Source organism: Hyalangium versicolor (genome assembly GCF_020103695.1).
GTDB classification, from domain to species: Bacteria; Myxococcota; Myxococcia; order Myxococcales; family Myxococcaceae; genus Hyalangium; species Hyalangium versicolor.
Genome location: NZ_JAHXBF010000002.1, coordinates 300,281 through 326,043, shown reverse-complemented (window position 1 = coordinate 326,043; position 25,763 = coordinate 300,281). Strand labels below are relative to the sequence as shown.

Annotated in this window: 20 protein-coding genes; 15 read left to right on the top strand and 5 right to left on the bottom strand. The window is 68.1% G+C overall.

The features are described 5' to 3' along the window. Nucleotides 1-19 precede the first annotated feature (19 nt). Nucleotides 20-526, bottom strand: a complete 507-nt coding sequence (locus tag KY501_RS04840) for a GNAT family N-acetyltransferase (RefSeq protein ID WP_224361331.1) — start codon at nt 524-526, stop codon at nt 20-22. A gap of 145 nt (nt 527-671) precedes the next feature. Between KY501_RS04840 and argC the strand changes: the two genes are divergently transcribed. The 9 genes from argC (at nt 672) to KY501_RS04795 (ending at nt 14,532) form a co-directional block, all read left to right on the top strand. Next, nucleotides 672-1,736 (top strand): N-acetyl-gamma-glutamyl-phosphate reductase, encoded by a 1,065-nt coding sequence (gene argC / locus KY501_RS04835; protein ID WP_224361330.1) that lies wholly within the window; start codon nt 672-674, stop codon nt 1,734-1,736. Next, nucleotides 1,733-2,581, top strand: coding sequence for an acetylglutamate kinase (gene argB / locus KY501_RS04830; protein ID WP_224361329.1), 849 nt, complete (start codon nt 1,733-1,735; stop codon nt 2,579-2,581). Before argC ends, argB begins: the two co-directional genes overlap by 4 nt. A gap of 197 nt (nt 2,582-2,778) precedes the next feature. After that, on the top strand, nt 2,779-4,680 hold the full coding sequence (locus KY501_RS04825) for a glycoside hydrolase family 15 protein (protein WP_224361328.1): 1,902 nt from the start codon (nt 2,779-2,781) through the stop codon (nt 4,678-4,680). Nucleotides 4,681-4,733: 53 nt separating this feature from the next. After that, the gene (locus KY501_RS04820; protein WP_224361327.1) at nt 4,734-5,240 is read left to right on the top strand and encodes a pilus assembly FimT family protein; all 507 of its coding nucleotides are present in this window, start codon (nt 4,734-4,736) and stop codon (nt 5,238-5,240) included. Next, the gene (locus KY501_RS04815) at nt 5,237-5,635 is read left to right on the top strand and encodes a hypothetical protein (protein ID WP_224361326.1); all 399 of its coding nucleotides are present in this window, start codon (nt 5,237-5,239) and stop codon (nt 5,633-5,635) included. The genes KY501_RS04820 and KY501_RS04815 overlap by 4 nt, the downstream gene beginning before the upstream one ends. Next, complete coding sequence (locus KY501_RS04810) at nt 5,629-6,684, top strand: PilW family protein (RefSeq protein ID WP_224361325.1); 1,056 nt, start codon at nt 5,629-5,631, stop codon at nt 6,682-6,684. Before KY501_RS04815 ends, KY501_RS04810 begins: the two co-directional genes overlap by 7 nt. A gap of 8 nt (nt 6,685-6,692) precedes the next feature. Next, entirely contained in the window at nt 6,693-8,501 is a 1,809-nt protein-coding gene (locus KY501_RS04805) for a hypothetical protein (RefSeq protein ID WP_224361324.1), read from the top strand. 213 nt (nt 8,502-8,714) lie between these two features. After that, complete coding sequence (locus KY501_RS04800) at nt 8,715-14,081, top strand: hypothetical protein (protein ID WP_224361323.1); 5,367 nt, start codon at nt 8,715-8,717, stop codon at nt 14,079-14,081. Between the two features lie 70 nt (nt 14,082-14,151). After that, nucleotides 14,152-14,532 (top strand): hypothetical protein, encoded by a 381-nt coding sequence (locus KY501_RS04795; protein WP_224361322.1) that lies wholly within the window; start codon nt 14,152-14,154, stop codon nt 14,530-14,532. 14 nt (nt 14,533-14,546) lie between these two features. On the opposite strand, the gene KY501_RS04790 is transcribed toward KY501_RS04795, so the two are convergent. The 3 genes from KY501_RS04790 to KY501_RS04780 are packed head-to-tail and all read right to left on the bottom strand — an operon-like array spanning nt 14,547 to nt 17,859. Beyond that, nucleotides 14,547-15,416 (bottom strand): ABC transporter permease, encoded by an 870-nt coding sequence (locus KY501_RS04790; protein ID WP_224361321.1) that lies wholly within the window; start codon nt 15,414-15,416, stop codon nt 14,547-14,549. Beyond that, nucleotides 15,413-16,324 carry an ABC transporter permease gene (locus tag KY501_RS04785; RefSeq protein WP_224361320.1) on the bottom strand — a complete coding sequence of 304 codons (912 nt, stop codon included), beginning with the start codon at nt 16,322-16,324 and terminating at the stop codon, nt 15,413-15,415. The genes KY501_RS04790 and KY501_RS04785 overlap by 4 nt, the downstream gene beginning before the upstream one ends. Further along, nucleotides 16,321-17,859, bottom strand: a complete 1,539-nt coding sequence (locus KY501_RS04780; RefSeq protein ID WP_224361319.1) for an ABC transporter substrate-binding protein — start codon at nt 17,857-17,859, stop codon at nt 16,321-16,323. The genes KY501_RS04785 and KY501_RS04780 overlap by 4 nt, the downstream gene beginning before the upstream one ends. A 294-nt stretch (nt 17,860-18,153) precedes the next feature. On the opposite strand from KY501_RS04780, the gene dacB reads away from it, so the two are divergent. The 4 genes from dacB (at nt 18,154) to KY501_RS04760 (ending at nt 23,107) form a co-directional block, all read left to right on the top strand. Beyond that, the gene (gene dacB, locus KY501_RS04775) at nt 18,154-20,391 is read left to right on the top strand and encodes a D-alanyl-D-alanine carboxypeptidase/D-alanyl-D-alanine endopeptidase (protein WP_224361709.1); all 2,238 of its coding nucleotides are present in this window, start codon (nt 18,154-18,156) and stop codon (nt 20,389-20,391) included. Between the two features lie 213 nt (nt 20,392-20,604). Continuing rightward, nucleotides 20,605-21,096 carry a single-stranded DNA-binding protein gene (locus KY501_RS04770; RefSeq protein ID WP_224361318.1) on the top strand — a complete coding sequence of 164 codons (492 nt, stop codon included), beginning with the start codon at nt 20,605-20,607 and terminating at the stop codon, nt 21,094-21,096. A 121-nt stretch (nt 21,097-21,217) separates the two neighbouring features. After that, nucleotides 21,218-22,531, top strand: a complete 1,314-nt coding sequence (locus KY501_RS04765) for an AHH domain-containing protein (protein ID WP_224361317.1) — start codon at nt 21,218-21,220, stop codon at nt 22,529-22,531. 12 nt (nt 22,532-22,543) lie between these two features. Continuing rightward, nucleotides 22,544-23,107 carry an imm11 family protein gene (locus tag KY501_RS04760; RefSeq protein WP_224361316.1) on the top strand — a complete coding sequence of 188 codons (564 nt, stop codon included), beginning with the start codon at nt 22,544-22,546 and terminating at the stop codon, nt 23,105-23,107. Nucleotides 23,108-23,137: 30 nt separating this feature from the next. On the opposite strand, the gene KY501_RS04755 is transcribed toward KY501_RS04760, so the two are convergent. Then, nucleotides 23,138-23,821, bottom strand: coding sequence for a succinate dehydrogenase/fumarate reductase transmembrane subunit (locus KY501_RS04755; protein WP_224361315.1), 684 nt, complete (start codon nt 23,819-23,821; stop codon nt 23,138-23,140). Nucleotides 23,822-24,062: 241 nt separating this feature from the next. Here KY501_RS04755 and hslO point away from each other — a divergent pair, with 241 nt between their 5' ends. Further along, nucleotides 24,063-24,956 (top strand): Hsp33 family molecular chaperone HslO, encoded by an 894-nt coding sequence (hslO, locus tag KY501_RS04750; protein ID WP_224361314.1) that lies wholly within the window; start codon nt 24,063-24,065, stop codon nt 24,954-24,956. 70 nt (nt 24,957-25,026) lie between these two features. Continuing rightward, the gene (locus tag KY501_RS04745; protein ID WP_224361313.1) at nt 25,027-25,722 is read left to right on the top strand and encodes a phosphoribosyltransferase; all 696 of its coding nucleotides are present in this window, start codon (nt 25,027-25,029) and stop codon (nt 25,720-25,722) included. Nucleotides 25,723-25,763: the final 41 nt, after the last annotated feature.

Here is a 25,763-nt window from a genome sequence, read left to right as displayed (position 1 = left end):
GACTCGAAAGGGGGCCCGTTCAGCCGCTGAGGGGCCGGTTCAAGTCCCGGGTGTAGAAGCGGTTGCAGCCGAAGTGGCCGGTGTTCCCCATTGCCTTGGGGATCTGCCCGAAGCCCACTTTCTCGTAGAGCTTCTGGGCCTGGTCCATGCCCGTGAGCGTCTCCAGATAGCAGAGCTGGTAGCCCGCCTCTTTCGCGAAGGCCAGGCACTCTTTCAGCAGACGCTCACCCACGCCACGCCCTCGCGCCTCTGGGAGGAAGTACATCTTCCGCAGCTCGCACACCGACGGGTCTCCCCCTGTCAGTGGCGCGATGCCCGCTCCCCCAAGCACCCGGCCGTCATGCGCCACCACGAAGTACCGGTGCCTTGGACGGGAGTACGATGCGCTCATCGTGTCCACCTCCGGGTCGTGGATGGCGAAGCCCGGGCCGCTGGCTCCGAACTCCGGCATCACCTTGCGGATGATGGTTGCCACTGCCGCGTCGTCTCTCGATTCGATGGGCCGCAGGATCCACTCAGTGCTCATGTCCGCACCGTTCCACAGCGCGTTTCGAGTAGTCAACGGTGCGCCTGTCCGCCAGGAAGGAAGGACACGGAGGCTCTGAGCGGGGTGGATTCGCGCGCGGCAAGCCCCTATACACCCGCTCGGAACTTCTCAGGAGTCCAGGCACATGGCCAACAAGGTCAAGGCGGTTCTCATCGGTGGTACGGGCTACGGCGGCGCGGAGATCCTCCGTCGGCTCCTCTTCCACCCGAACGTGGAAGTCACCCGCATCACTGCCGTGGACAACATCGGCAAGAAGGTGGGCGACGTCCACCTCAACCTCGCCGGGCTCACGGACCTCACCTTCCAGCAGATGCCTCCCGCCGAGGCCGTCGCGGGCGCGGACGTGGTCTTCCTGGCCATGCCCCACAAGACGACCGCCCAGGTGGTGGTGGAGATCCTCTCCTCGGGCGTGCGCATCGTCGACCTGTCCGGAGACTTCCGCCTGCGCGACCCGGCCGCCTATACGAAGTACTACGGCGTGGCGCACCCGGCGCCCCAGCACCTGACCGACGGCACCTTCGTTTACGGCATGCCCGAGCTCAACCGCGACGCCATCCGCAAGGCGCGCTATGTCGCCAGCCCGGGCTGCTTCGCCACGACGATTGCCCTGGGCCTGCTGCCGCTCGCCAAGGGCGGCAAGCTCCGGGGGCCCATCCACACCGTGGCGGCCACGGGCTCGTCGGGTAGCGGCGCCAACCCGCAGCTCACCACCCACCACCCGCTGCGCGCCAGCAACCTGCGCACGTACAAGCCGCTCGAGCACCAGCACATCCCCGAGATCCTCCAGACGCTGCGCACCGCGGGCGCCGCGCAGGACCTGTCGCTGGAGTTCGTCCCCGTGTCCGCGCCTCTGCCGCGCGGCATCTTCGCCACCTCGTTCGCGGACGTGCCCGCCTCCACCACCCAGGAAGAGCTGGATGCGCTGTGGAAGGAGACCTACGGCAAGGAGCCGTTCATCCGCATCATCGGCGGCGGGCGGCAGCCCGAGGTGGTCGGCGTGTCGGGCAGCAACTACGTGGAGGTCGGCTTCACGCTCGGCCCGGTGACGGGTGACACCCGGCGCGTGGTCTGCTTCTCCACCCTGGACAACCTGGTCAAGGGCGGCGCGGGCCAGGCCATCCAGAGCTTCAACGTGATGATGGGCTTCGACGAGCGGACCACGCTGGCCGAGCCGGGGCTGTGGCCGTGAGCGGGCTCGCGGCGTTCAAGGGTCGCTGGTTCGTGGTGAAGATTGGAGGCGAGCTGGCCGCCGACAAGCCGAAGCTCGCCGCCAGCGTGGGCGCCGCCGTGCGCGCCTTCCTGGATGCCGGGATCCGCGTCGCCGTCATCCACGGCGGCGGGCCCCAGGCTACCGAGCTCACGCAGAAGCTCGGGTTGACGCCGAAGATGGTGGGCGGGCGCCGCGTCACCGACGAAGCCACTCTCGAGGTGATGAAGATGACGCTCGCGGGCCAGGTGTCCGTGGACGTCGCCGCCGCGTTCCGCATCGCGGGCGTGCCGGCGCTGTGCACCACGGGCGTGTCCGCGGGGCTCATCGAGGCGCGCAAGCGTCCGGCCAAGGTCATCACCGGTGCCGGGCCAGACCCCATCGATCTGGGACTCGTGGGCGATGTCTCCGGGGTGAACACCGCGCTCTTCGAGAAGCTGTCCGACGCGGGGCTGGTGCCCGTGCTGGGCTCGCTGTCCGGAGACGGGCAGGGCAACGTGTTCAACATCAACGCGGACACGGTGGCCACGCGCGTGGCCGCGAAGCTCAAGGCCGCCAAGCTGTTCCTGGTGTCCAACGTGCCCGGCGTGCTCGCCAACAAGGATGATCCGTCCACCCGGCTGCCAACGCTGACGCCCGCCGAGGCCAAGGAGAAGATCGCCTCGGGTGTCATCCAGGGCGGGATGATCCCGAAGGTGGAGGAGAGCCTCGCCATGCTGGAGGAGGGCATCGAGGCCATCCACATCGTCGGTATTTCTCCCGCGACGGCGCTGCTGGGAGAGGCGGAGAAGGCCGGGAGTTTCGGCACCGCGTTCCTGCGGGGGTAGGTGAAGCAGCCAGGCGGGCCCGTGGATCCGCTGGCCGGCCGAGCGCCCGCTTTGTGCGTTGCCGCACGGCGCATGCTCTCCTGCCAGGAGTCGAAGCGCGCCCTCGGAGTCCAGGGCGTGTCTCGGGTTGCGCCCGCTCCGTGCCGTCACCAAACCGAAGGGAGGCGCCGGATGCTGGCGTGGCTCGTGGAGGCGGGATGCGGCAGCGGATCGACGACTACGCCTTGCTCGGCGACTGCCACTCCGCCGCGCTCGTGGGCCGGGATGGGTCCATCGACTGGGCGTGCTTCCCCCGGTTCGACTCGCCTGCCGTGTTCTGTCGCATCCTCGATCTGAGCAAGGGGGGCGCCTTCCAGGTGTGCCCCGAAGGCCCCTTCCAGTCCAAGCGCCAATACCTCGATGACACCAACGTGCTGGTGACGACCTTCACCACGCGTACCGGCGTGCTGGAGCTGACCGACTGCATGCCCGTCCGCATCGGTCAGAAGCGCGGCCCTCGCGTGGGGGCACGGTATTCGCTGCTCCGGCGGGTCCGCTGTATCGGAGGCGAGGTGACGGCGCGCGTGATGGTGGCACCGCGCTTCGAGTATGGCGCTTTCGTTCCGAACATCCGGCTGACTTCCTTATATACGGCGGAACTCGTGGGCGGCGCAGACGCGCTCTGGGTCACGGCCACGCGTCCCCTGGTGGCCTATGAGAAGGCACTGCGCGCTCGCTGGCACCTGTGCGCGGGAGACGAGGCCTGGGTGGAGGTGGCCTGGACGCCCTCGCTCGTGGAGCGCACTCCCGAGGAGATGCCGGACCTGGCCACCCTCCGCCAGCGGCTGGATGACACCGTGTCCTTCTGGCGCGAGTGGATCTCCCGCTGCGCCTACGAGGGCGAGTACGTGCGCGAGGTCCGTCGCTCGGCACTGGTGCTCAAGGCGCTGACGTATCTGCCCTCGGGAGCCATCGTCGCGGCTCCCACCACGTCCCTCCCCGAGGAGCCTGGCGGCGTGCGCAACTGGGACTATCGCTACACGTGGCTGCGGGACACGGCCCTCACGCTCATCTCCCTGATGCTGCTCGGCTACCAGGAGGAGGCCATCGCCTTCCGACGCTGGCTGTGGCGCACCAGCGCGGGGCGCATCGAGGACATCCAGATCATGTACGACATCCGTGGGCACCGGCTGCTGCCCGAGCTGGAGCTGGCGCACCTGGAGGGCTATCGCGGTTCACGGCCCGTGCGCATCGGCAACGGCGCGGTGAAACAGCTCCAGCTCGATGTCTTCGGGGAGCTGCTGGAGGCGGCGTGGCTGTTCTCGAAGATGGGCGGCATCCTGCGGCTGAACACCTGGGACTTCCTGCGCAGGCTGGTGGATGTCGTATGCGAGCGGTGGCGCCAGCCGGATCAGGGGCTGTGGGAGATTCGCGACGAGCCCCGGCACTTCATCCACTCGAAGCTGCTGTGCTGGGTGGCGCTGGACCGGGCGCTGCGAATTGCTCGGGCGCGGCGGTTTCCCGCCCCGGTGGGACGATGGCGGCGTGAGCGGGAGCTGCTTCGGGAGTACCTGTTGCAAGAGGGCAAGCGGTGCGGGTGGTTCCCCCAGGCGGTGGGTTTTGAGCGGGCGGATGCCTCGGTGCTGCAGATGCCCGCGCTCGGCTTCCTTCCCGCGACGCACCCGCTGATCATCCGCACCGTCGACCAGGTGCGGCAGCGGTTGGAGAAGGGCGGACTCCTCTACCGGTACCACGCACCGGATGGTTTGAGCGGTGGAGAGGGGACGTTCCTCCTGTGTTCCTTCTGGCTGCACGACGTGCTGGTGCACTCCGGAAGGACGCAGGAGGCAGAGGCGCTGCTGCGGCGCCTGCTGCATCTCGCCAATGACGTGGGGCTCTATGCGGAGGAGGCCGTGCCCGGCACGGGCGAGGCGCTGGGCAACTTCCCCCAGGCCTTCACCCACATGGCCCTGGTCTCCTCGTGCGCCCAGCTCTCCGCGGCTCGGAGGTTCCAACTGCCTCGGCCCGGCGCCTATGACTTCGCGGATTTGGCGCTTACCTACCATCTGGGGCAGCGCTCGCTCTTCATGTCCCACTTCTCGGCGGAAGCCGTGTCTTGAGCCCGTGAGGGGGAGGTGCCCTCCAAGGCGGGTTCATGCTCTGCTAGGGGCGGATGCGCGGCTACACCCTCATGGAGCTGATGGTCACGGTGGCGCTGCTCGCCATGATGAGCGCCATGACGGCTGTCGGTCTGCAGCCGCTGCAGGCGCGCTTCCGTCTCCGCAAGGCTGCAGATGCCACCGCTCAGATGCTGGTGCGCGCCCGCCAGCGGGCCGTCGAGACCGGTCGCTGCCATCAGGTCGAGGTTCTCGCCGAGGGCATCCCCGTGAAGGCGGGCACGCCTGGCGACGCGCTGAGGATGAGCCGCCGGCGAGATGCGGACTGTGAGGCTCCCGCGGATCCGCTTGCCCTCGACGAGGTGGAGCGCATCCCGCTGCCCGATCGCATGCACGTCGTCCAGGAGAGGGGGGGCTCGCTGGTGTTTCGTCCCACCGGGCGGACCTGGGATGGCGTTGCGGGGCGCTACCGGGTGGGAGTCATGGAGGAGTTCCTCATCGTGGTAGCCGCGCCGAACGGGCCGGTGTGTACCCTCGAGGCGTCGGGGGAGAGCTGCCCGTGAAACGGTGGGGCTCGAAGCGGAGGAGGGCAGGCCACCTGCTCGTGGAGGCGCTCGCGGGCGGAGTCCTGTTGTCGCTGGCCCTCGCCGCGCTCGCCTCTGGAGAGGTGGCCTCCCATCGGCTCCTGGCTCGCGGCATCGATGATCTGGAGATGGAGCGGGCCGCCACCGAGCGGCTCGAGTATCTGCGTGCCCAGCCCGCGAACTCTCCCCTGTGGACACAGCCCTCCGGAGGCACCGTTCCGGGACACCCGGAGTGGGCCTGGACCATCGAGCCCGAGCTCGTAGAGGACAGCAACGTCCACATGGGCTTCTCCTCGTTCCACTATCTGCGAGCGAAGGTGACCATCTCCGCGGGGGATGGGCGCACCGTGGTTCGGGAGGCGCTGCGATGGTAGGCCGCGCGTCCACTCGAGCACGGCGGGGTTTCACGCTCATCGAGGTGATCGTCGCCAGTGGTATGGGGGTGATCATCCTCACGGCGCTCATGGGCTATCTGGTGCACCGCGCGCGGATGGACCAGCAGGAGGCGCAGCTCGGCCGGCTCAAGCAGGATGCCAGCCTGGTGTTGGGGCAGCTCGGCCGGGAGCTGAGGCAGGCCGGGCTGGGGCGTCCCACGCGAGCCCGCAGTGAGGGCGTGGGGGAGCTCTACCCCGGACCGCTGATCGCCGCGAGCGAGGCCTCCGTGGCCTTCGTCGCGGACCTGCCCCGCCCGGATGCGAGCCTCAATGGCGTGTCGGCCTTCGCCGCCAACCAGTTCGCGCCGCCGCTGCCCGCTCGGGGTGTGGCGCTGCTGAACGAGCTGAACGGCGGCTGTGACGTGGACGGCTCCTCGCCTACGGCCTGTCGCACCGATGAGGCCTCGTTGCTGCTCAGGCCGTCCGGGGTGGACTGCCGCAACTCGCCCGATTCCGCGCCTACCTGTCCCTGGGGACTGAAGAAGTACCGGCCCGGTGAGTGGTTGGTGTTGGTGGACGGCGCGGGACGCTGGGTGGAGCGCCAGGTGTCCTCGAACCTGTTCGCCCAGGCGCTCGGTCGCACGGCCCTGTTGCTCGACGAGCAGCTGCCGGAGGACTTCTTCGATGTGCCCAACCGCGGCTGGGTGGCCTCCGTCGACCGCGTGTACTACCGGCTCCGGGACGGCGCCATCGAGCGCAAGCAGTGCTGGGGGCAGGCGGGGAGCCCCGCCTCGGTGAGTGTCCTCGCGACTCCCTGCAGCGCACCGGCGGACGGGACGCCCTGGGAGCCGATGCTGCGCTCGGCGGGCCTCCATGGGCTCGTCTTCCGGTACTTCGATGCTCAGGGCGTCGAGCTCACCCTGCTGCCTCTTTCCGCTCAGGACCTCCGGCGCGTCCGCCTCGTGGAAGTGCGGTTGCACCTGAGCGCTCCCGTTTCGAGCGATTCCGTGACGTATGACACCTTCACCTCCGTCGCGTTGAGGCACTAGGAGCCGCCGTGTCCCTCTCCTCCTCGCGCCATGCTCGGGGCTACATCCTGCTCGCGGTGATGTTGTTGATCGCGGCGCTCGTGCTGCTCGTGGCGATCGCTCAGCAGCGGGCGGGTGATGAGGGCGCCACCGCCAACCTGGAGCGCAGTGATGCCCAGGCCCGGGCCCTGGCCGAGGCGGGGCTGGAGCGCACTCGCGCGTACCTGGGAGGGCTGCTGGAGCGAGACGTGGATCTCGATCGCGCCCTGGATCCGCTCCTGGACACCGACTGCACGCGATTGCCGGTGCTCGTCGATGGTACCGCGGATGATCACCTGCCTCCCTTCGCGGACGGCAAGCTCGTCATCGCTCCGTCCAGCGGGAAGGCCTACTGGCGCGTGCCCCGGGATGACAACGCGGACGGGGCCTACTTCGTGCGCATCGACGACAACGATGATGATGCGCAGGACTCCAGCACCCTCGAGCCCGCGACGACGAACAACCTCGGGCAGAACTGTCTGGAGGGCCCCGCGCTGGGCCCGCTGCGAGATGATCCGGTGCGGGATCGAGATGGGATGGTCTGGGTCACGGTCATCGGCGTTCACCCTGGGACGAGCCTCGAAGGCAATGCCGCGCGCACCACCCTGCGGGTGCTTGTGGGACCGGGTGAGCCGGCCGGCATCGTCTCAGGCGGCACTGTGAGGATGCAGGGCGCATCGCACGTGTGCGGCCAGTTCGGCGACGTGGTGGCCTCAGGCTCCATCGAAGGTGGGTGCCTCTGCGGCGCGTCCTGTTCCTCGGGACCGCCGTGGAACAGTTGCGCCACGAGTGAGGCCTGCATCGCGCAGAGCGCCGGGCCGCTGTGCACGGCCACCGCGGGTCGGCCGACCGAGGAAGACGTGTGCTCCGCAGGTATGTCCGTGCCGCCTCCGCCGCGTGTCTCCGCGTGGGATGTCACCAACGCTCCGCAGGACTGTGTGGGCGCGCCCTGCCTGCCCTTCTATTACTTGCGCATGGAGGACAGGGCGAAGTTGTACGGGTGGAACTATCTCGCCTGCCACTCACCGCGCTCGGCGCCGCGCATCTGCACGCCCTCGGAGTGCACCTCGTGCTGGGCGCTGCTCGATGCCACCCCGAGCAAGAAGCCGCTGGACGTTCATCTGTCGGATGAGGATCCGGGTCTTCGCGCTCAGACACCGTCGATGACCATTCCGAACGACAAGGCGCCGCGGGTCTGGCACGCGGATGGGGAGACCGGCGCCACCTCGGGAGGGACGGGCTGTGATGCGAATGACACGTCGGTCTACCCGGACACGATGGGGCTGAGGCGCAGGGAGGTGCCCAAGGCCACCTTCGAGTATCGCCCCACGGGAGTCGCGTCGAGGCTGCCGCGGGGTGTCTGGTTCGTGGAGGGCAATGTCCGCTTCCCGCAGTTGGACACGCCGGGCTGCGCCGCGCTCAGCGCTGAGCCCAGGTATGGCGTGAGCATCATCGCCACCGGCAGGATCTTCCACGAAGCGGGAGCGCTCTCGCTTCGCCCGGCGAGCCCCAAGGGCTTCGTATTGCTCGCGGGCAGGGACTTCAGGGTGAGCGGCACGTCGCGCCTCTTCACGTGTGACACCAGCGCGGTGGTGATGGTGCACGAGCAGGCTGCACTGGAGAATGACTCGCACCTGGAGGCGCAGTTGGTGGTGGAGAACGCGTCTACCTGTGACTTCAATCTCTATGGGGATGCCGTTCAGATGAGCGGCACCGCGACCGTGTCCGTCCCTCAGTTCCCACCCCTGCCCGTGGGGCCTCCACTGCGCGTGCGGTTCTCCTCCGAGTCGACGCATTGAGGGGGCTGGACAGGGTTGTGCAGCACGGTGCACACCCCGCGGTGCGCACCGCGTCGCGTGGGTTCCAGATTCGAGTGCACGTGGTGCCTAAGTGCCCGAGACTGCTAGGGCCGTCGAGTGGCACGGCTGTTGTTATGGGGGGAGAGCATGTATTGCCCACGATGTGAGCAGGAACGTCTCGGCGGTCGCGAGTGCATCCTCTGCGGGACCGTGATGACGACGCGGGCCCGAGAGGTGCTGGAGACGGAGCTCGCCCATGTGCACTTCCTTCTCAGCGAGCTGAAGCGCTGGGATGCGAGCGAGGTGCCCCCGGGTGTGAGGCGGTATCTCTCGGCTCGGTATGAGCGGCAGACCCGTGTCCTGCTCTCGGTCCTGGCCGAGTCTCCCGAGCAGGTTCTTGTGTCCCCGGAGGCGGACTCCGAGCAGGTCGTCGTGGAGGCGCCGCCCGTTCAGGTGGTGGAGGAAGCGGCGCTGCCGGTGCCCGCTGCGCCTGCCGTACAGGAGGTGATTCCGGTTGCTGTCTTCTCGGAAGAGCTTCCTGCGCCTGAGAGCGTGACGGCCGAAGCGGCCCCGCAGCCTGCTCAGCCCGAGTCTCTCCCTGAGGCAGAGGAGCTCCTGCCTCCGGTGACCACGGAGCCCATCTTCGATCCTCCTCCGGTGCGGAGCATCGCTGCTCGCGTCGTCGAGGAGACCTCCACCTGGGATCGCCTGTGGCGGCCCTTCCTCTACGAGAGCATCGCCTGGTTCCTCGGCGCCTTCCTCATCCTCGCGGGTACCCTGTACTTCGTCTTCGAGAGCTGGGAGGGCATGACGTCGCTCTCGCGCTCGCTCGTCGTCTTCGGGATGACGGCGTTCTACTCGCTGGGCTTCTCCGCCTGGGGCGCCTTCCTGTCGCGACGGCAGGAGCTGACGAACGCGGGACGCATCCTGGGGATCATCGGTTCGGCGGTCGCGCCGCTCGCGGGTCTCGCGCTAGGGCCCATGGGGGGAGCGCTCCCTCTCGGCGCGGAGCTACAGCTCGATGGGGTACAGCCCGTGCTCCTCGTTCCGTTGCTGCTGGGCTGGTCGGCCCTTGCCGCGGTGATGGTGCGGCGGCCCGCGGACTCGCTCGATGCGACCTCGCGCCCTCTCATCCAGGTGGGCATGGTGGGCGCCACGCTGATGATGGGGCTGGCGCCGATCGTCGCGAAGCCTGGCGCTCCGATGTTGTGGCTGAATGTGCTGCCCTGCGTGCTCTTCTTCCTGCTCTCCCGCCGGCCTGCTCCCGAGCCCCGGCAGGGCGCTGCGTTGGCCTTCGCGCTGTGCGCACCGCTCTATCTGCTCGCGCTCTTCGCGATCCGCCTGCACCTGGCACTCGTAGCGGGCGGGACTCCTCCCTCGGTGGGCACCTACGCGCCGTTCATCGCTTTCCTGCTCGCCACGTGCCTGGCCTTCCGTGAGACCCGGGAGGAGCAGGCCGCGGACGCGCTCGAGGTCAGTGTGGCGGCGCTCCAGGTGGGCTGCATCGTCCTCGCGGGGACGGGAGCGGCTCCTGCCTTCTTCGCCACCGCGGCAGTGTTCACCTGGACCATGTACCGGTTGTCGCGCGGCACGCTGCCGAGGCTGCGCTGGCTCTATCCCGCGTATTTCGGGGCGTACCTTGCCTATGGTTCCAGCAGCCAGCTCATCCCGGGCTTTATCGATGCGCTCATCGTGGCCATCAAGGCGAAGCTTGGCTATGCGTCGGCCGAGCCCCTGCCGTTCCAGTTCGGAGCGCTGACCGCTCTGCCGTTCATCCTGGCGGGTGTGGCCCTGGCGGCGCGGTTGATGGCGCGTGCGGAGCGGAATGGCGAGGCGCGCGATTCCGGGATCGCGGAGGTGCTGCTGCGTTCCACGGCTGTGGCCAGCGTCCTCTTCGTCGTGCTGGCGCATATGGGGCCGGACTACCGGCCGGCGCTGTGGAGCGCACTGGCGCTGGGCGCCATCTGTGTCTTCAGCGGCCTGTGGTTCGAGCGCCTCTATCTCTCCTTCGTGGGTGCGCTCGTGACGCTCGCGCTGCCGTTCGCCGCGCATGAGCTCTTCGGTTCGGCACAGGCGTCCGTGGCGGCTGGCGTCGTGGCGGTGATGTACGCGGTCCTGGCCAGCCTGTGCTCGCGCTCCACCCGGCGCATCTTCAACGGGGCGGTGGCGGTGCTAGCCCTGGCGGGCTTCGCCATGGGGTTGGCCTCGGACCCGGGGGTGGCGGGAGCCTTGGGCATCGCGTTCTCGGGTGCTGCGGTCCTGCTGGTGGCCTGGACCGTGGCGGATCCTCGGCTCGTGGCGCTGGCGGGCTTTGTCATGGCCGCCTCGTTGCCCAAGCTGCTGGCGGCCCATGCACCGATCCATGAGGGCTCGTGGGAAGGCGTGTCCCCCGCGATGGCCGTCGCGGCGCTGGGGCTGGCTGGGCTGGGTGAGCGCAAGGGCCTGCTGCGACTGCTCGGCGTGCCGGGCATCCTGTATGCCTTCCTGGCGGTGTGCGTCGCAATGCTGGCGGAGACGCCCGCGCTCGGCATCATCCTCCTGGCCTCGGCGGCGGCAGTGGCCATTGCCTCGCGCAGTTTCCCGGTGATGCGCCCCTTCGCGGTGATCTTCGCGGGGCTGGCGCTGCTGCCTTCCGTTGTTGGCTTCTCTCCGTGGTCCTGGATGACGCCGGAGCTGTCCATGGGGAGCATTCTCCTGTGGGCGCTGGGGGCTTCGCTCGTTGCCGCGCGCTGGGGCCGCAGTCCGAGCACCACCACCGCGGGTTTCGTGGCTCTGGTTGCCGCAGTGGTGCCGGCCATTGTCGTGAAGTCCTGGGACTCGAGCTCGGTGCTCCTGCTCGGGGCGGCCCTGGCGGCGTTGCTCACGGTTCGCGCGGTGCACCCCTCGCTCAGCATCGTCGTCGCGACGGGCTATGCCGGAATGGGCCTCGTCTCGTCTCCGATGGGAGCGCTTGGGCTGGCTGTGGCTCTGAGTGTCATCGCGCTCCTGGAGGAGCGGCCTGCTGTGGTCTCTGTGCTGGCGGGAGGGAAGCGCTTCGCGCTCGCGGCGACGGTGTGCTCGGTGTTCATCCTCGGCGTCTGCATGGTGCCCTGGTGGGGCAAGCCAGGCCTGCCCCTGCTGCTGGGGGCGCTGGTGCTGCCGCTGCTGTGGACGCGGGCCACCCGCCAGCCGTTCTTCCTGGCGCTCGGGGTTCCGTTCACCGTCTGCGCCGTGCTCGTCGCGAAGCACGTCCCTCCCTTTGCTCCCGTGCTGCCGCTGCTCGCGCTCTTGATCGTCCGCGCCGTGGAACACCTGCCCGCCGTGCGCTCGCTGCTGCTGGGCAAGGACGCGGGTGAGAAGCGCGCGCTCGCGCTGTCCGAGTGGATGCAGTTCGCGCTCGCCTTGTTGGGGCTCGGTTTGGTGCCCGTGAGCCGTGCGGTTGACGTGTTGACCGTGAGCGCGGTGGCGCTCGCGCTGATGCCGGGGCGAAGGCCGTGGGTGCGCGTGGGGTTCGCGACGCTGTTGCTCGCCTTCGTTCCCGCGGCCCGTCCGGTGGCGGCTTGCGTGTTGCTGGCAATAGGAGTGTTCGAGTACCACCGCCCCGTCGCGCTGGCTGCCTTCTTCCGCTGTGCGCCGGATTCGGCGCTAAGGCCCTTGGTCACCCTGGGGGCGCTTTGCCTCATGGGTGTGTCCGCGCTCATCGAGCCGACTCCTGGCGCCATCGCGGGAGTGGCTGGAGTGCTCTTCCTGGCGTCGTTCCTCCTCTCCACGCGCTGGCTGCTCACCGCTGCGGTGCTCGCGCTGGCCGCCACATCGCTGGGCCAGACGTCCACCCATGCGTTCCTGGAAACTCGGCCCCTGACCGCGCTCACCTTTACGGCTGTGGCGCTCGCCGCCGCGATCCTGTCCGCACTGTGCCAGTCTGGTCGTGTGCAGCGTGCGCTCTCGACTGCGGCGGCGAAGGTGCTCCCGAGCCTCGAAGAGACGTGGAGCGAGCCTCTCTGGGTGGGTGGGGCGCTCTCTCTCGGCGGACTGCTGGCGTACCTCCTGCTGGATCGCGGTCCTGGGACGTTGCCGCTCGTCATCGCGGTGCCTGCGGGTCTGGCCACGCTCGTGCTCATGGTGACCCGCGAGGAGTGGATGGCGTACGTCGGTGTCGCGCTGCTCGGCGGAGTGCTCCTCGCCGTGGTGCCTCCCGAGTGGCTCTCCGTGGTCGTGGGCGGGACGGGGCTCGCGCTGTGCCTGGCGGGCACAGAGTTGGAGTCTCGTGAGTACAGCGTGGGCCGGGCGCTGCATCACGGTGGGTGGATGCTCTCGCTCCTGGCGCTCGGCGGCCTGGACGGCCTGAGGCACGTGAGTACACCGCTGACCTTCGCACTGGCGACGGGGGCCGCTTGGGCGGTCGTGCACCGGCGCCCTGAGCGCGAGGTGGTGGGCTGGCTCGCGTCGCTCGTCTCCGCCCACGTGGGGGTCATGTACCTGGGCGCGGTGTTCTCCAGCGGCCACGGCAAGGAGTTCGTCCTCCCGCACCTGGGAGCGGCCACCGCGCTGCTCGCCACGTTGGCGCTGTCCCTGGCGGGAGAGAAGGTCCGTCGCGGGGTGGGGCACCTGTTTGCCGCCGTGGCGCTGCTCGAGGTGCTCCTGGGCCTGGTGTTCGTGGATGGCACTCGGGGCGCGCTGCGCGAGGCGCTCGTGGCTGGTGCGGGCCTGACGGTGCTGTTGGTGGCGCTGGTCCGCCGTGCGGCTCGGGAGCAAGACGAGCTGTCCGCCTACTACGCGCAGGGAACCGTCGCCCTGGGCTATCTCGGCGCCCGATTGTTGGGCATGGGCGTCGAGTCCCTGACGGGAGCCGACAGCCTCGTGGCGCTCATGGGTGGCGCGTTCTTCTCGGGCCTCTATGTGTTCGTGCAGCGCGAGGGCTCGGGGCTTCCGGCCTTCCGCCGTCCCGCGCTCGTGGGCGCCTTCCTCTTCCCGCTGGCGGGCCTCCTCACGGCTCCTTGGAATGAGCCGCTGTATGCCGCCGCGCTGCTCGTGGGCCACGCCGCGCACTTCGCCGCGCTTGCCTCTCACCCGTCACGTCGAGGCATGGCCTCGCTGGCGTCCGTCATCGCCTTCAACGCGGCCCTGTTCGTCGTCTGGATGGGGACTGGCGCGGGCGAGCCGCAGTACTACGTCATCCCCGCTGGCCTCTCGCTGCTCGTGCTGTTGCGTGCCTTCAAGGACTCGCTCGCGCCCGAGATAGCGTCGCGGCTGCGCACCTGCGCGGTGACGATCATCTACGTGGCCGGGGCCTGGAGGCCGCTGATGTTCAGCGACTCGGGAGGCATGGTGCTCTGCGTGCTCGTCTGTTTGCTGGGAGTCGCAGCGGGTATCGCTCTGCGTATCCGTTCCTACGTCTACCTGGGCAGTGCGTTCCTGGTGACGTGCATCGTCGCCAACCTGGTGCGCTTCGGGATGAGGGATCACCGGATTGGCGCCGCATTCCTCACGCTGCTGGGACTGCTGGTGGTGGGATTCATGGTGTTGCTCAGCGCGCACCGGGAGCGGTTGCTCCAGAGGTACGCACGGGTGCGCTCGCTGCTGTCCACGTGGGAGGGATGAAGACCTGGGACCGTGTTCAGGGTGCGCAGTGCGATTGAAGGAACTGCCCACATGGCTCTATGGAGGCGGCATGCGAATCCTGATGCTCGTGGGTGTCCTGCTGTTGGCTCCTGGCTGTGTGGTCGTTCCGGCTCGCAGAGGGGCCGCTCCGCCGCCTCCGCCGCCTTCGCGTCAAATGAGCTACGACGAGGCCGTGGGGCTCGGCTACCGGTTCTGCCGCTCGCGCGGATATTCGTGCGACCTCCAGGAAGCCCACAAGACGGGCAATGACGTCTGGAAGGTGAAGTTCCGCGCCTCCGCTCCTGGTGCCAGGGGCCAGCTCCACCTCGACTACAACGCGTACTCGCGCGAGCTGCTCCGGGTGGATGACGATGTGAAGGGGAAGAGGGGCGGCCGGGATGATGACTGGGATGGTGATCACCGTCGTGGCCGCGGGCCCGGCAGGCACTGAGCCCGAGGTGCTGCTCACTGGGAGCGCTTGGGATCCAGAGCGTCGCGCATGGCGTCGCCGAGGAAGTTGAACCCCAGCACCGTGAGCGCCAGGGCGAGCCCGGGGAACAGCGCCACGTGTGGCGCCACGAGCAGGTACTGCGTCCCCTGGTCCACCAGCGCGCCCCAGGACGGTGTACCCGGAGGAGCCCCCAGGCCCAGGAAGCTCAACGAGGCCTCGGCGAGGATGGCTCCGGGAAAGGCGAACGTGGCCTGGATGAGCAGGGGCCCCGCCGCATTGGGCAGCAGGTGGCGGAAGAGGATGCGCGCGTTTCCGCCCCCCAGCGCCCGGGCCGCCTGGACGTAGTCGCGCTCGCGCAGCGTGAGCACCTGCCCACGGGCCAGCCGCGCGTAGCCCGTCCACCCTGTGAAGGACAGGGCGAACACCACGTTCGCGAGGCTTGGTCCCAACACCGACGTGATGAAGATGGCCAGCAGGATGCCCGGGAACGCGAGCAGCACGTCCACCACGCGCATGACGACTTCGTCGACCCATCCGCCCAGGTACCCCGCCAGCCCTCCCAGCGTTACCCCTACGAGGGCCGACACGATCACGGCGAAGAACGCGACCACCAGCGACACCCGCGCGCCATAGAGGACGTGGGTGAGCACGTCGATTCCATTCTCACCCGCTCCCAGCAGGTGGCCCGCCCCCGGCGGAGCCAGCTCCGCGGACAGTTCAATCGCTTCCGGCGAGTACGGACTGAGGACGGGAGCCAGCAGTGCGGTGATCACCAGCAGCACGGCCACTCCCAGCCCGAACCTCCCGCCGAGCGTGTGCAGCCGGAACCCCCTGCGCGAGAAGGCTGCAGGCGCGGCAGCCACCGCTGGCGCGGACTCGCTCACGAGCGCCTCCGCACGCGCGGGTCCACCAACGTATAGGCCACGTCGGTGAGCGTGTTCACGAGTACGTAGCACAGCGTGAACACCAGCACTGTCGCTCGCACGGTGTTGTAGTCGCGCCTCTCGATGGAGTTGAGCAGCAGCGTCCCCATGCCCGGCCATGCGAACACCTTCTCGGTGACGATGGCTCCTCCCAGGAGCGTGCCGAACTCCAGCCCCAACACGGTGAGGATGGGCAGCAAGGCATTGCGGAAGGCGTGCTTCCACAGCACCACGCGCGGATGCAGGCCCTTGGCCCGAGCCACCGTCACGAAGTCCTCTCGCAACGTTTCGAGCATCGCTGCCCGGGTCATCCGCGATAGGAAGGCCGCCAGCGCCGTGCCCAGCGTCACCGAGGGCAGCACTAGGTGTCTCCACGACTCGGCGCCCGACACAGGCAGCCAGTCCAGCCAGAGCGCGAAGACGATGATCAACATGGGGCCGAGCCAGAAGCGCGGTAGGGCCACTCCCGCCACCGCCACGCCCATCGCCGCCGAATCCACCGCTGTCCCCTTGCGCGCCGCCGCCGCCACGCCCAGCGGGATGGCGATGGCCACCGCGATGAGCAGCGAGGCCACCGTGAGCTGCAGCGTCTTCGGCAGTGCCACTCCGATGGCGGGCAGAACCTTCTTCTGGAAGGGGGGCAGCGAGGTGCGCAGCTCGCCCGTGGCGAAGTCCTTCGTGAAGGTCCACAGTTGCGCGTACCAGGGTTGATCCAGGCCCACCGCGCGCCGCAGCGCCTCGCGATCCACTTCAGCGGATTGCTCGCCCAGCATCACGTCGATGGGGTCACCCGGCACGAGGTTGAGGAACAGGGAGACGAGCAGCAGCGCCCCCACCACCGCGATGCTCGCGGAGACCACGCGCCTCATGGCTCCACCCTCCGCGCCCGGGCCAGGGGCGTCAGGAACCCATGGGCGCTGGGCTCGAAGCCTTCGAGCCGCTGTGACACCACGGCCACGCTGTTCTCGTGCCACAGCGGTGCGTAGGGCAGTAGCGCATCCAGCCTCTCCTGCACCTTCGCGTAGAGCTCGGCTCGCTTCGAGGGCTCCGCCTGGCTCGCAGCGTCCAGCAGCGCGTCCAACTCCGCATCTTTCAGGGCGCCTCGGTTGAAGCCGCCCCAGTGGTTCTCCTCCGTGGGCACGTTCCTCGAGTGGTACGCGCCCCGCATCAAGTCCGGCTCGATGACCGAGGCCCACTTCAGCGTCACCATCTCGAAGTTGCCCCGGCGGATGTCGTTGAACAGCGTGCCGAACTCCAGCGAGCGCACCTCGACGGCAATGCCTCCTCGCGCCAGTTGCTCCTGCAGCACCAGCGCCACCGACTTGCGGAACCGGTCCGTGCTCACCTTCAGGCTCAGCGTCAGCCGAGGCTTCCCTCCCGGCCCGTCCGGATCCGGGTAGCCGGCGGCATCGAGTAATCGCGCCGCCTCGGCCGGGTCGTACCGGCAACCTCCGGTCGGTGCGTAGGCCCAGTGTGTGGTGGGCAGCATGCCCGTGGCCGGCTCCGCCAGTCCGTGGAACTTGTGCTCCACGATGGGCCCCACCTCCAACAGGTGGCACACCGCCTGGCGGACCCGTACGTCGGCAAGTGGCCCTGAGCGCAGGTTGAAGCCCAGGTAGGCATAGCCTGTGCCCGGTCGGACAAGAACCCGCAGCCCTGGCTCCTTCCTCAACATCGGCAGCACCGCCGGAGACACCGCGTTGATCACCAGGTCCGCGCGCCCCTTCAGCAGCTCCAGCACCCGTGTCGTCTCATCTCTTACGACCCGAAAGTGCAGCCGGGAGATGGCGGGGGGGCCCGCGTAATACCCCTCGAAGGGTACGAGCGAGAGGTGCTCTTCATCCGGTTGGGCCTCAAATCGGAAGGGGCCCGCGCCCACCGGATGGGCAGCCTGAAGCGCCATTCCCTCCGGGCCAGCCCGTTCGGCTGGCAGGATGCTCAGGGAGAGTTCTGCCAGCAGCGGCGCAAGGGGCCGCCGGAGATGGAAGCGGACGGTGCGATCGCCTACCACCTCCACCTCTTGAATGGCTTCGTACCGGTCGGACCTCGGACTGCGCAGCGCTGGGGCTCGCACTCCGTCATAGGTTGCCTTCACGTCATCGGCTGTGAGCGCCGTGCCGTCATGGAACCGGAGCCCCGCACGCAGAGTAAACTCCATGACAGTGGGGGACAGCGTGCGGAAAGACTCTGCCAGTGCGGGCATCGGCCGGCTGGCATCATCAAAGGTGACGAGGCCTGGGGCGATGAGCTGGCTGATGCGCTGGCCGATGGCTGTCAGGGCAAACCGATCGTCCAGGCTGTCGGGTGGGGACTCGACCAGCACGGTGATGCCATCGGGCGGAGGCTCGGGCAGGCAGCCGCCCGCCAGTGCGAGCAGCATCCCCAGAGCAGCGCGGCGGAGCATAGCGGGCATCCGTTTTGGGTTGTGTCACACCCGGGTGGTAGGGTCGACGGTGTTGCGCACCCCCGACAGGCCCTTATTTCTCCTGAGCATCGTGACAGCGCTGGAACAGCAGGTCGGTCCACGGGGTTGCAGGTGCGTACGACTCTCAGTCCGATGAAGAAAAGTCCACATCCCCGGCACCCCAGCTTCGCCTGGTGGATGAGCGAGCGCCCAGCCGTGGACGCGCCTACTCTTCCACCCTTGATTCTCAAGGATCTGCTTCTCATGATGGCCCGCGTCTTCCCCGGAGCCCTTGTGCAGGTTCACCGAGCCAGAGTCCTCTTGGCCGCGACGGCCGCGATCATTCTTTCGCTTCCCTCAGCCCATGCCGCCCCGGCGGACAAGAAGGCTGAGCGCGAGGCGCTGAAGACGGCGTTGCTCGACGTGCTGCAACGCACGCCGCTCAAGGCGAGCCGCGTCGGCGTCTATATCCAGAGCCTGGATGATGGCTCGGTGGTGTTCAGCCAGAACGCGGACGATCTGCTCAATCCGGCCTCGAACGTGAAGCTGGTGACGTCGGCCGCGGCGCTGGCGAGCCTGGGGCCCGAGTACCGCTTCGACACCGAGTTCCTGGTGGATCCGGAGTTGCCGCCCGACGGCAAGGTCAAGACGCTCTACGTGCGCGGCAAGGGCGATCCGTCGATGACGACCGAGCGCCTGTTCGGCATCGTCGCGGAGCTGTACCACGCGGGTTTGCGTGAGGTGCAGGACATCATCATCGACGACTCGTGGTTCGACACCGAGCGCACGCCTCCGGGCTATGACCAGGAGGAGTCGGACCGGGCCTACATGGCGCCCACGGGCGCGGTGAGCCTGAACTGGAACGCGGCGGCCATCTTCCTGCGAGCAGGGGATGCGCCGGGCGCCAAGGGCACGGTGGAGATGGAGCCCGCCAGCGACTTCTTCGTCGTGGAGAACGGGTTGACCACGGGCGCCCACCGGGCGCGGCGCGTGTCGGTGGCGAGCAAGCCGCTGGGCGACAAGCAGCGCATCATCGTGAAGGGGCAGCTTCCGTCGGACGAGGGTGCGGTGAGTGTCTGGAAGAAGATCGACAGCCCGCCCATGTACTTCGGCTACACCCTGAAGGAGCTGCTGAAGGCGCGAAGCATCAAGGTGAAGGGCAAGGTGAAGCAGGGGCTGGCGCCGTCTCGGGCCCGGCTGGTGCACGTGGCGCAGTCGGACACGTTCGACATCGTCCTCAAGCGGCTCAACAAGCTGTCCAACAACTTCGTGGCGGAGACGCTGCTGAAGACGATGGGCGCCGAGCTCAAGGGCTCGCCGGGCACCTTCCAGAAGGGCATCGAGGTGGTGGAGTCCTTCCTCGAGCGGGATGTGGGCATTCCCAGCGGCTCGTATGTGATGAAGAACGGCAGTGGGTTGAATGACACCAACCGGTTCTCGGCCACGCAGTTGGCTCGCATCCTGCGCTTCATGTACTCGCGCTTCCCGCTGGCTCCCGAGTACCTGTCCTCGGTGGGTATTGCCGGCAAGGACGGCACGCTGAAGTACCGCTTCGAAGGCAGCGAGGCCGTGGGCCGCCTGCGCGCCAAGACGGGCACGTTGGAGAATGTGTCCGCGCTGAGCGGCTACGTGCAGGCCACCGGTGGGGAGATGTTCGTCTTCTCGATGATGGTGAACGACTACCCGGGGCGCTCGGGGCCGGTGGTGCAGGGCCTGGATGCGCTAGGCGCGGCGGTGGCGGCCACGGGCTCGTCGCTGGGGCCCTCTCGCGCGGTGGCGGCGCTGGCGGACAGTCCCAAGACGGGCGGTGAGCTGGGCGCGGTGGTCAGCCGCATCAAGACGTATCTGGAGCTGGGCAAGCAGCGCGACCAGCGCAACATCAGCTTCCTGCGCACGGCGTGGCGCAGCGAGCGGGATCCGGCCGTGCGCGCGGTGCTGGCCGACAGCCTCTATCAGTCCAACCCGAGCGACTACCTGGGGGCGCGCACGCTCCTGGACAGCTACTCGGCGAACAATGACGTGTACGGGCGCCTGCGGGCAGTGGCTCGCGAGCTGTCCGTGGATGTGCCGGGCGTGGGCAGCATGGTGGAACTGGCTGCGGGTGGGAACGCGGAGGCACTGGCTCGCGTGGTGGAGCTGGCAGGGGCGTCTCGCGGGGACACGCCGTCGGAGGCCGAGCTGGCTGTGGCGCTGGGCGAGGTGGCTCGCACTGCTCCGGAGGAGCTGGTGGTGGCCTTGCGTGAGGCGGGAGCACCCGAGCGGGATGTGGCCGTTTCGCTGCTGGCCCGAGGGCTGGTGCAGGCAGGCGACGCGGAGCATCCGTTCTGGAAGTCCCTGCGCAAGCAGCTCGGAGCGCCGGATCCAGCCGTGGTGACGTTCGTACGGAACCTGGATGCCACGCTCTCGAAGAAGGTGGCCGAGCAGAAGGCGCCTCGGGCTCCGGATGCGGCGGAGGTGGCGGCTCCGGGCACGGCGGCTCCGGTGGGGCCTGTGGGTCCGTCGCGGACGGCGGAGACCCGCCCTGGCGGGTAACACCCATCCCTGAATGATTTCAGGGATCTGTCGGGCGAGCAGGCAGGCGTCCAGGGGTGCGAGCGGGAGGGCCGCGCGCGCGTGGGCCCTATCGTGTATACCTGTGAAGTATTCCGCGAGGTGACTCACCTGCGGGATGGCGCCGATCCGTGGTGGATCGGCTACCCAAGGAGCCTGTCCGTGGTGGACGGGCCATCGAAAGGAAGGGCAGTCATGGCTGGAGGCGTGAACAAGGTCATCCTCATCGGCAATCTCGGAGCGGACCCCGAGGTGCGCTTCACCCCGGGCGGTCAGGCGGTCGCCAACTTCCGCATCGCGACGAGCGATAGCTGGACGGACAAGAACGGGCAGAAGCAGGAGCGGACCGAGTGGCACCGCATCGTCGTCTGGGGAAAGCTGGCGGAGCTGTGCGGCGAGTACTTGAAGAAGGGCCGGCAGTGCTACGTCGAGGGCCGCCTGCAGACGCGCGAGTGGACGGACAAGGAGAACCGGAAGAACTACACCACGGAGGTGGTGGCGACGTCCGTGACGTTCCTGGGTGGGCGTGACGCGGGGGCGGGCGAGGGCGGTGGACGGCGTAGCAGCAGCGGCGGTGGTTCGTACTCGAGGGGTGGGGAGGGCGACTACGGCGCACCGCCTCCGGGGATGGACGACGGCGGCATGAATCAGAGTGGGGGCAACGGGGACGACGACATCCCATTCTAGCCTCCCGTTTCCAGGCCTTCTGTGAGGGCCTCGAATAACAAGCCGGCCGCCCCGAGTCTTCGGGAGCGGCCGGTGTTGTTTCCAGGCGGTATCGTGGCGGCCCTTGGAGAAGGGGTGAGCCATGAGTCCGTGGAGGGTGGGGGACTGCCTGCCTGTCGTCCTGTGCGTGGTGCTTTTTGCGGCCTGCGCGACGACCGATGAACTCGTCCGTGAGGAGCCTTCGGGTTCCGAGCCGGACTTGCCGCTGGTGAAGGTGAGCGAGCTCTCGGAAGAGAGGCTCCAGCTGACCTTTCCTCGCGTTCCTTTGGATCCGGCCTTGCGGCGGTTCTCCGTAGAGGATGCTCAGCGCGCCCTGGCTGCGTTCCGTGAGGCTCTGGCGCAAGTCGACCCGCGACTGCTTCAGGCCGCGGAAGCTCGAGCCTGTGCAGGGCTCAGGGAGCCATCAGAGTTGGAGCGCACGCTGCGAGCGCAGTACATCCAGCGCTACGGTGCTCCAGCCGTCCCGCTACCGCGCTGTCTGGAGGACAGTCCTCTGGTGATGGCCCTGCGTCTTTCGCCCCGGTACATGCCCGAGGGTGTGCGTGAGGGGATGGAGCAGCTCGTTCAGGATCCTGTGTTCCTCGCGGGGCTTGCCACCTCGCTGGTGGTCTACGTCATTGCCTGGGCGGCTCCCGAGCCGATCTTCAGCAAGGCTTTCGCTGCTTCCGTCACCCTCGTGCTGGCGCTCACCTTCACCGTGGCGGAGCTGGTTCACGTGGGCATGGTGGCCTTGAAGTTGTACCGGGAGACGGAAGGCTCACGGACGCTGGCGGAGATTGAGGCGGCCGCTGAGCGATTCGGCAAGGCCCTGGGAGGAGCAGGAGCCCGCATCCTGGCTTATGTGGCGTGCCGGGGACTCGCCAGGAGTGTGCAGGGGCCTCCAAATGGGCTCGGAGCCTTGCTGTCACCGCGCCGGTTCGCTCTGCCCGGCGGGTTCAATTGGGGCACGGCGACATTGGCGCGCGCTGTTCCAGGGGAGGGAGCGCTCGTGGTGGCGGGAGTGGCCGCGAGTAGCGCGAGTGGGGCTCTGCGCAGCGCCTGCATGGAGGGCGAAACCAAGTCCCCGGGCTATCAAATCCACCATCTCGCCACCGTCGAGAACGAAGTATCCAGCGCGAGAGGAGGGCCCTGGACACAACGCTTCGCCCTCATTTTTGCCAGGGCGGGAGTGAGCCTTGAGGATCCAGCGAACAAGGTCACCCTTTTGGGCCACTTTGGCCCTCATCCAGAGGAGTATCACGCTGAACTCTTCAGACGTCTCCGGGATGCTGTCAGGGACTGCTCGGTACAGCTGGAATGCAGGGCCAAGTTCCTGGAGGAACTCAAGAAGATCGCTGACGAAGTCTGTACTCCTGGTTCCAGGCTTCATCAGCTGATAGCAAAATCGCCCAAGTGAAGCGGAGGGGGCGTGAAGTACTTCGATCTATTTGATGACATGCGCCACCCAGACCGCTGGCTCCTTGGTGACCCTACGGATGCGGGCGGTGGGGAAATCGATCCTTGGCAGTTCGAGAAGGGAATCCCACTCGAACTGAAAGGCACGGCGCGATTCGCGCAGTACCATCCAGGAGAAGCCTTGGACTTCAGCCTCGCAGGCATGGGCGTTCCCGTTGTTCATCGACGGGTCGTATCCGTGTTCGAGCGGTTGGGTCTCTTCCAGCAGGTGCAGTTCTTCCCCGCTCAAGTGGAGGGCCACCCCGAGCCCTATTTCATCCTGAACGTTCTACGCACCATCCGCTGTATCGACGAGGCACGCTGTGAAGAGGTGCTCTACTGGACGCCGGAGGATGGGCGCCCCGAGAAGGTGGGGCAGTACCGCAACGTCGCTGGCATGCGCATTGATCCCAGCAAGGTCGGCGACGCACATATTTTCCGCCCCTGGGGCTGGCGCGTAGCCTTGATCCTCTCCGAGCACCTCAAACAGGCGCTGGAGGCGGAGGGCATCACCGGCCTCCGCTTCGTCGAAGTCTGAGGCGCGCCAGCAGCGCGCCCAGCACTCCCACTACATCTCGATCGAGTGTCCCGGCCCCGGCCCGAACGCGTCGCCAGCCTGGTAGAGCGCGAAGATGGCGCCCCACGCCATGGCCGTCAGCACCAGGAAGACGATGATGACCACCGGCTCGAAGCGGCGCATGGAGCGCTCGCTGGCGAAGATGCCCCACGCCATGCCGAAGTTCTGCAGCCCGTTGGCCAGGTGGTACGCCACACCCAGCGAGCCCACCAGGTATACGAACAGCGTGGGCCCGTGGAAGCGCATCTCCCGGGCAATGTCATCGAAGGCCTCGGGGCCGTGACCCAGCAGACGCGGCGCCAGGAAGGCCTTCCACAGGTGCGCTCCCAGGAAGAACAGCACGCCCACCGCGCTGACGCGCTGGAGGATGTACTTCAGGTTGCCGTAGTTGTTGTACGCGAGGTTGTTGGGCTTGAAGCTGAACAGCCGCACCAGGCCCCACCCGGTGTGCATCAGCAGCGGCACCAGCGAGATCAAGAACCCCAGGGCCATGGAGAACGGGTGCGCGTACGTCGTCACCGAGCTCTGCCACGCTGCGGCCCCGCTGAAGGCCGCCAGGTTGTCCCACAGGTGGTTGATGGTCCAGAGGGACAGGGGAAACACCGCCAGGAACGAGCCCAGTCGGGACTGGAGGAGCGGGTTCTTGCGAGGAAGAGTGGCGACGTCGGTGCTCATCGGGACTCCGGCAACGCGCGGGCAAGCAACTCCGCGGGTAGGTGGGTCGGACCGTGCTTTATAACCCGTCCCCATCCGCAAGCGACGGGGATCCGCCAGTGGGGGTGGCAGCCAGGGCGCTCGGAGGCATAAGCCGGGCCGATGCCCCGCCCCCGGACTCCTCCCCCCAGGGCAGCCGGGGTGTCGGGCGTCTTACCCATTGGCGAGCGCGGCGCTCTTGGGCACGCTACAGCCTCTCCTTATGGCCGATGAACTCGTCAGTGGACTGTTGAAGGACGTGGACGTCCGGGTCGTGCTTGCCCTCACCTCCGAGCTGTCTCGCCAGGCGCGCGCCACGCACAAGAGCGAATCGGCCTCGGCCGCGCTGTTGGCCCAGGCCCTCACCTCCGCCGCGCTCATGGGCTCGATGCAGAAGGGCGAGGCGCGCATCAACCTGCAGCTCGAGTGCGATGGGCCCCTGCGCGGCCTCTTCGTGGACGGGGACACCTCCGGGCTGGTGCGCGGCTACACCAAGAACCCCCATGTGGCCCACGTGGGCGCCGAGGGCGAGTACCGCTGGCGCCCGGTGTTCGGCAACAAGGGCTACATCTCCGTGCTGCGAGACATCGGCGAGGGCGAGTACTACCGCTCCTCGGTGGAGCTGGAGCGCTTCGTCTTCGAGGAGGATCTGGAGCGCTACTTCATCATCTCCGACCAGGTGGCCACGCAGCTCAAGCTGGAGCAGGTGGCCCTCTCCAAGGAGGGGGGCACCGAGCCGCTCGGAATCGTCGCCGGGCTGCTCCTCCAGCCGCTGCCCAATGGGGACCGGGAGGCCTTTCAGGCGCTCGGCCGCCAGCTCAAGCAGGAGTTGCGTGGCGCGCTCCAGGCCCATGCCGCCGAGGGTGCGGCCGCGGTGCTCAAGGCGTTGCTGCCCGGGCGGAGCGATCTGGAGATCATGTCTCGCTACCCCCTGCGCTTCGGGTGCACGTGCAGCCGGGACCGGGTGAAGAGCGCGCTGCTGGCCATGGGGCGCGAGGAGCTGACGGATCTGCTGGAGAAGGACGGGAAGGCGGAGGCCACGTGCCAGTTCTGCACGACACACTACGTCATTCCCGGCGAGGAGATCCGCGAGCTGCTGGCGGCTGCCGCGAAGTGACGTCTCGCGCACAGCCAGGCGGTGGAGCCCGACGCGGGAAGTAGCCCGCGGGCGTGGCTCAAGATATGACGTGGCCGCACCTCAGCTGGAGTTGTCATCCGTGGCCACGAAGCGGTCAGTGCCCGGCAGGGGCAAGAGCATCAAGAAGAGCAAGCCTTCGCCCAGGCCTTCCAAGAAGAAGGTGGAGAAGCTCGTCTCCATCCCCTCGGACGTCGTGCTGGCGCCTCAGGCCGAGGTCCCGCGCATGCCCACGGGGAGGGATCAGTCCCGGCAGCGCTCCTCCGTACAGGAGCTGACGTGGATGGACTTCGACAAGGCGGTGCAGGAGCTGGCACGCGCCATCCGCCAGGACTTCAAGGTCGAGGCCGTGGTGGGCGTGGCGCATGGCGGCGTCTTCATGGGCGGAGCGCTCTCGAGCGCGCTCGGCTGCGAGTTCTTCCCCGTGCGCATCAGCCGGCGCAGCCGCGATCGCGGCGATGCGAACAAGCCTCAGCTCTTGGGAGGGATGCCCCGTGAGCTGAAGGGGCGCCGCGTGCTCATCGTGGACGACGTGGCCGCCAGCGGCGACACGCTGGAGATGGCCATCCTGCTGGCAAAGAAGGCAGGAGCCCGCCAGGTGAAGACGGCATGCATGGTGGCCCGGCCCGAGGGCTATGCGCCGGACTACCAGGCGATGTCCACCCAGGCGGTCCTCGTCTTTCCCTGGGATTACGAGCCCTCGGGGATGGACCGTTCGGATGTGGATCCGGACCTGGCTGGCGCCTGACCGCTCAGGGCGTCGCCTGGGCGACGCTTCCGCTGCCCTGT

Bases quoted from the DNA above. Each gene is read 5' to 3' on its own strand.
- KY501_RS04840 (WP_224361331.1), bottom strand. From the start codon at position 526: ATGAGCACTGAGTGGATCCTGCGGCCCATCGAATCGAGAGACGACGCG.
- argC (WP_224361330.1), top strand. From the start codon at position 672: ATGGCCAACAAGGTCAAGGCGGTTCTCATCGGTGGTACGGGCTACGGC.
- KY501_RS04825 (WP_224361328.1), top strand. From the start codon at position 2,779: ATGCGGCAGCGGATCGACGACTACGCCTTGCTCGGCGACTGCCACTCC.
- KY501_RS04820 (WP_224361327.1), top strand. From the start codon at position 4,734: ATGCGCGGCTACACCCTCATGGAGCTGATGGTCACGGTGGCGCTGCTC.
- KY501_RS04810 (WP_224361325.1), top strand. From the start codon at position 5,629: ATGGTAGGCCGCGCGTCCACTCGAGCACGGCGGGGTTTCACGCTCATC.
- KY501_RS04800 (WP_224361323.1), top strand. From the start codon at position 8,715: ATGACGACGCGGGCCCGAGAGGTGCTGGAGACGGAGCTCGCCCATGTG.
- KY501_RS04795 (WP_224361322.1), top strand. From the start codon at position 14,152: ATGCGAATCCTGATGCTCGTGGGTGTCCTGCTGTTGGCTCCTGGCTGT.
- KY501_RS04785 (WP_224361320.1), bottom strand. From the start codon at position 16,324: ATGAGGCGCGTGGTCTCCGCGAGCATCGCGGTGGTGGGGGCGCTGCTG.
- KY501_RS04780 (WP_224361319.1), bottom strand. From the start codon at position 17,859: ATGCTCCGCCGCGCTGCTCTGGGGATGCTGCTCGCACTGGCGGGCGGC.
- KY501_RS04770 (WP_224361318.1), top strand. From the start codon at position 20,605: ATGGCTGGAGGCGTGAACAAGGTCATCCTCATCGGCAATCTCGGAGCG.
- KY501_RS04765 (WP_224361317.1), top strand. From the start codon at position 21,218: ATGAGTCCGTGGAGGGTGGGGGACTGCCTGCCTGTCGTCCTGTGCGTG.
- KY501_RS04755 (WP_224361315.1), bottom strand. From the start codon at position 23,821: ATGAGCACCGACGTCGCCACTCTTCCTCGCAAGAACCCGCTCCTCCAG.
- hslO (WP_224361314.1), top strand. From the start codon at position 24,063: ATGGCCGATGAACTCGTCAGTGGACTGTTGAAGGACGTGGACGTCCGG.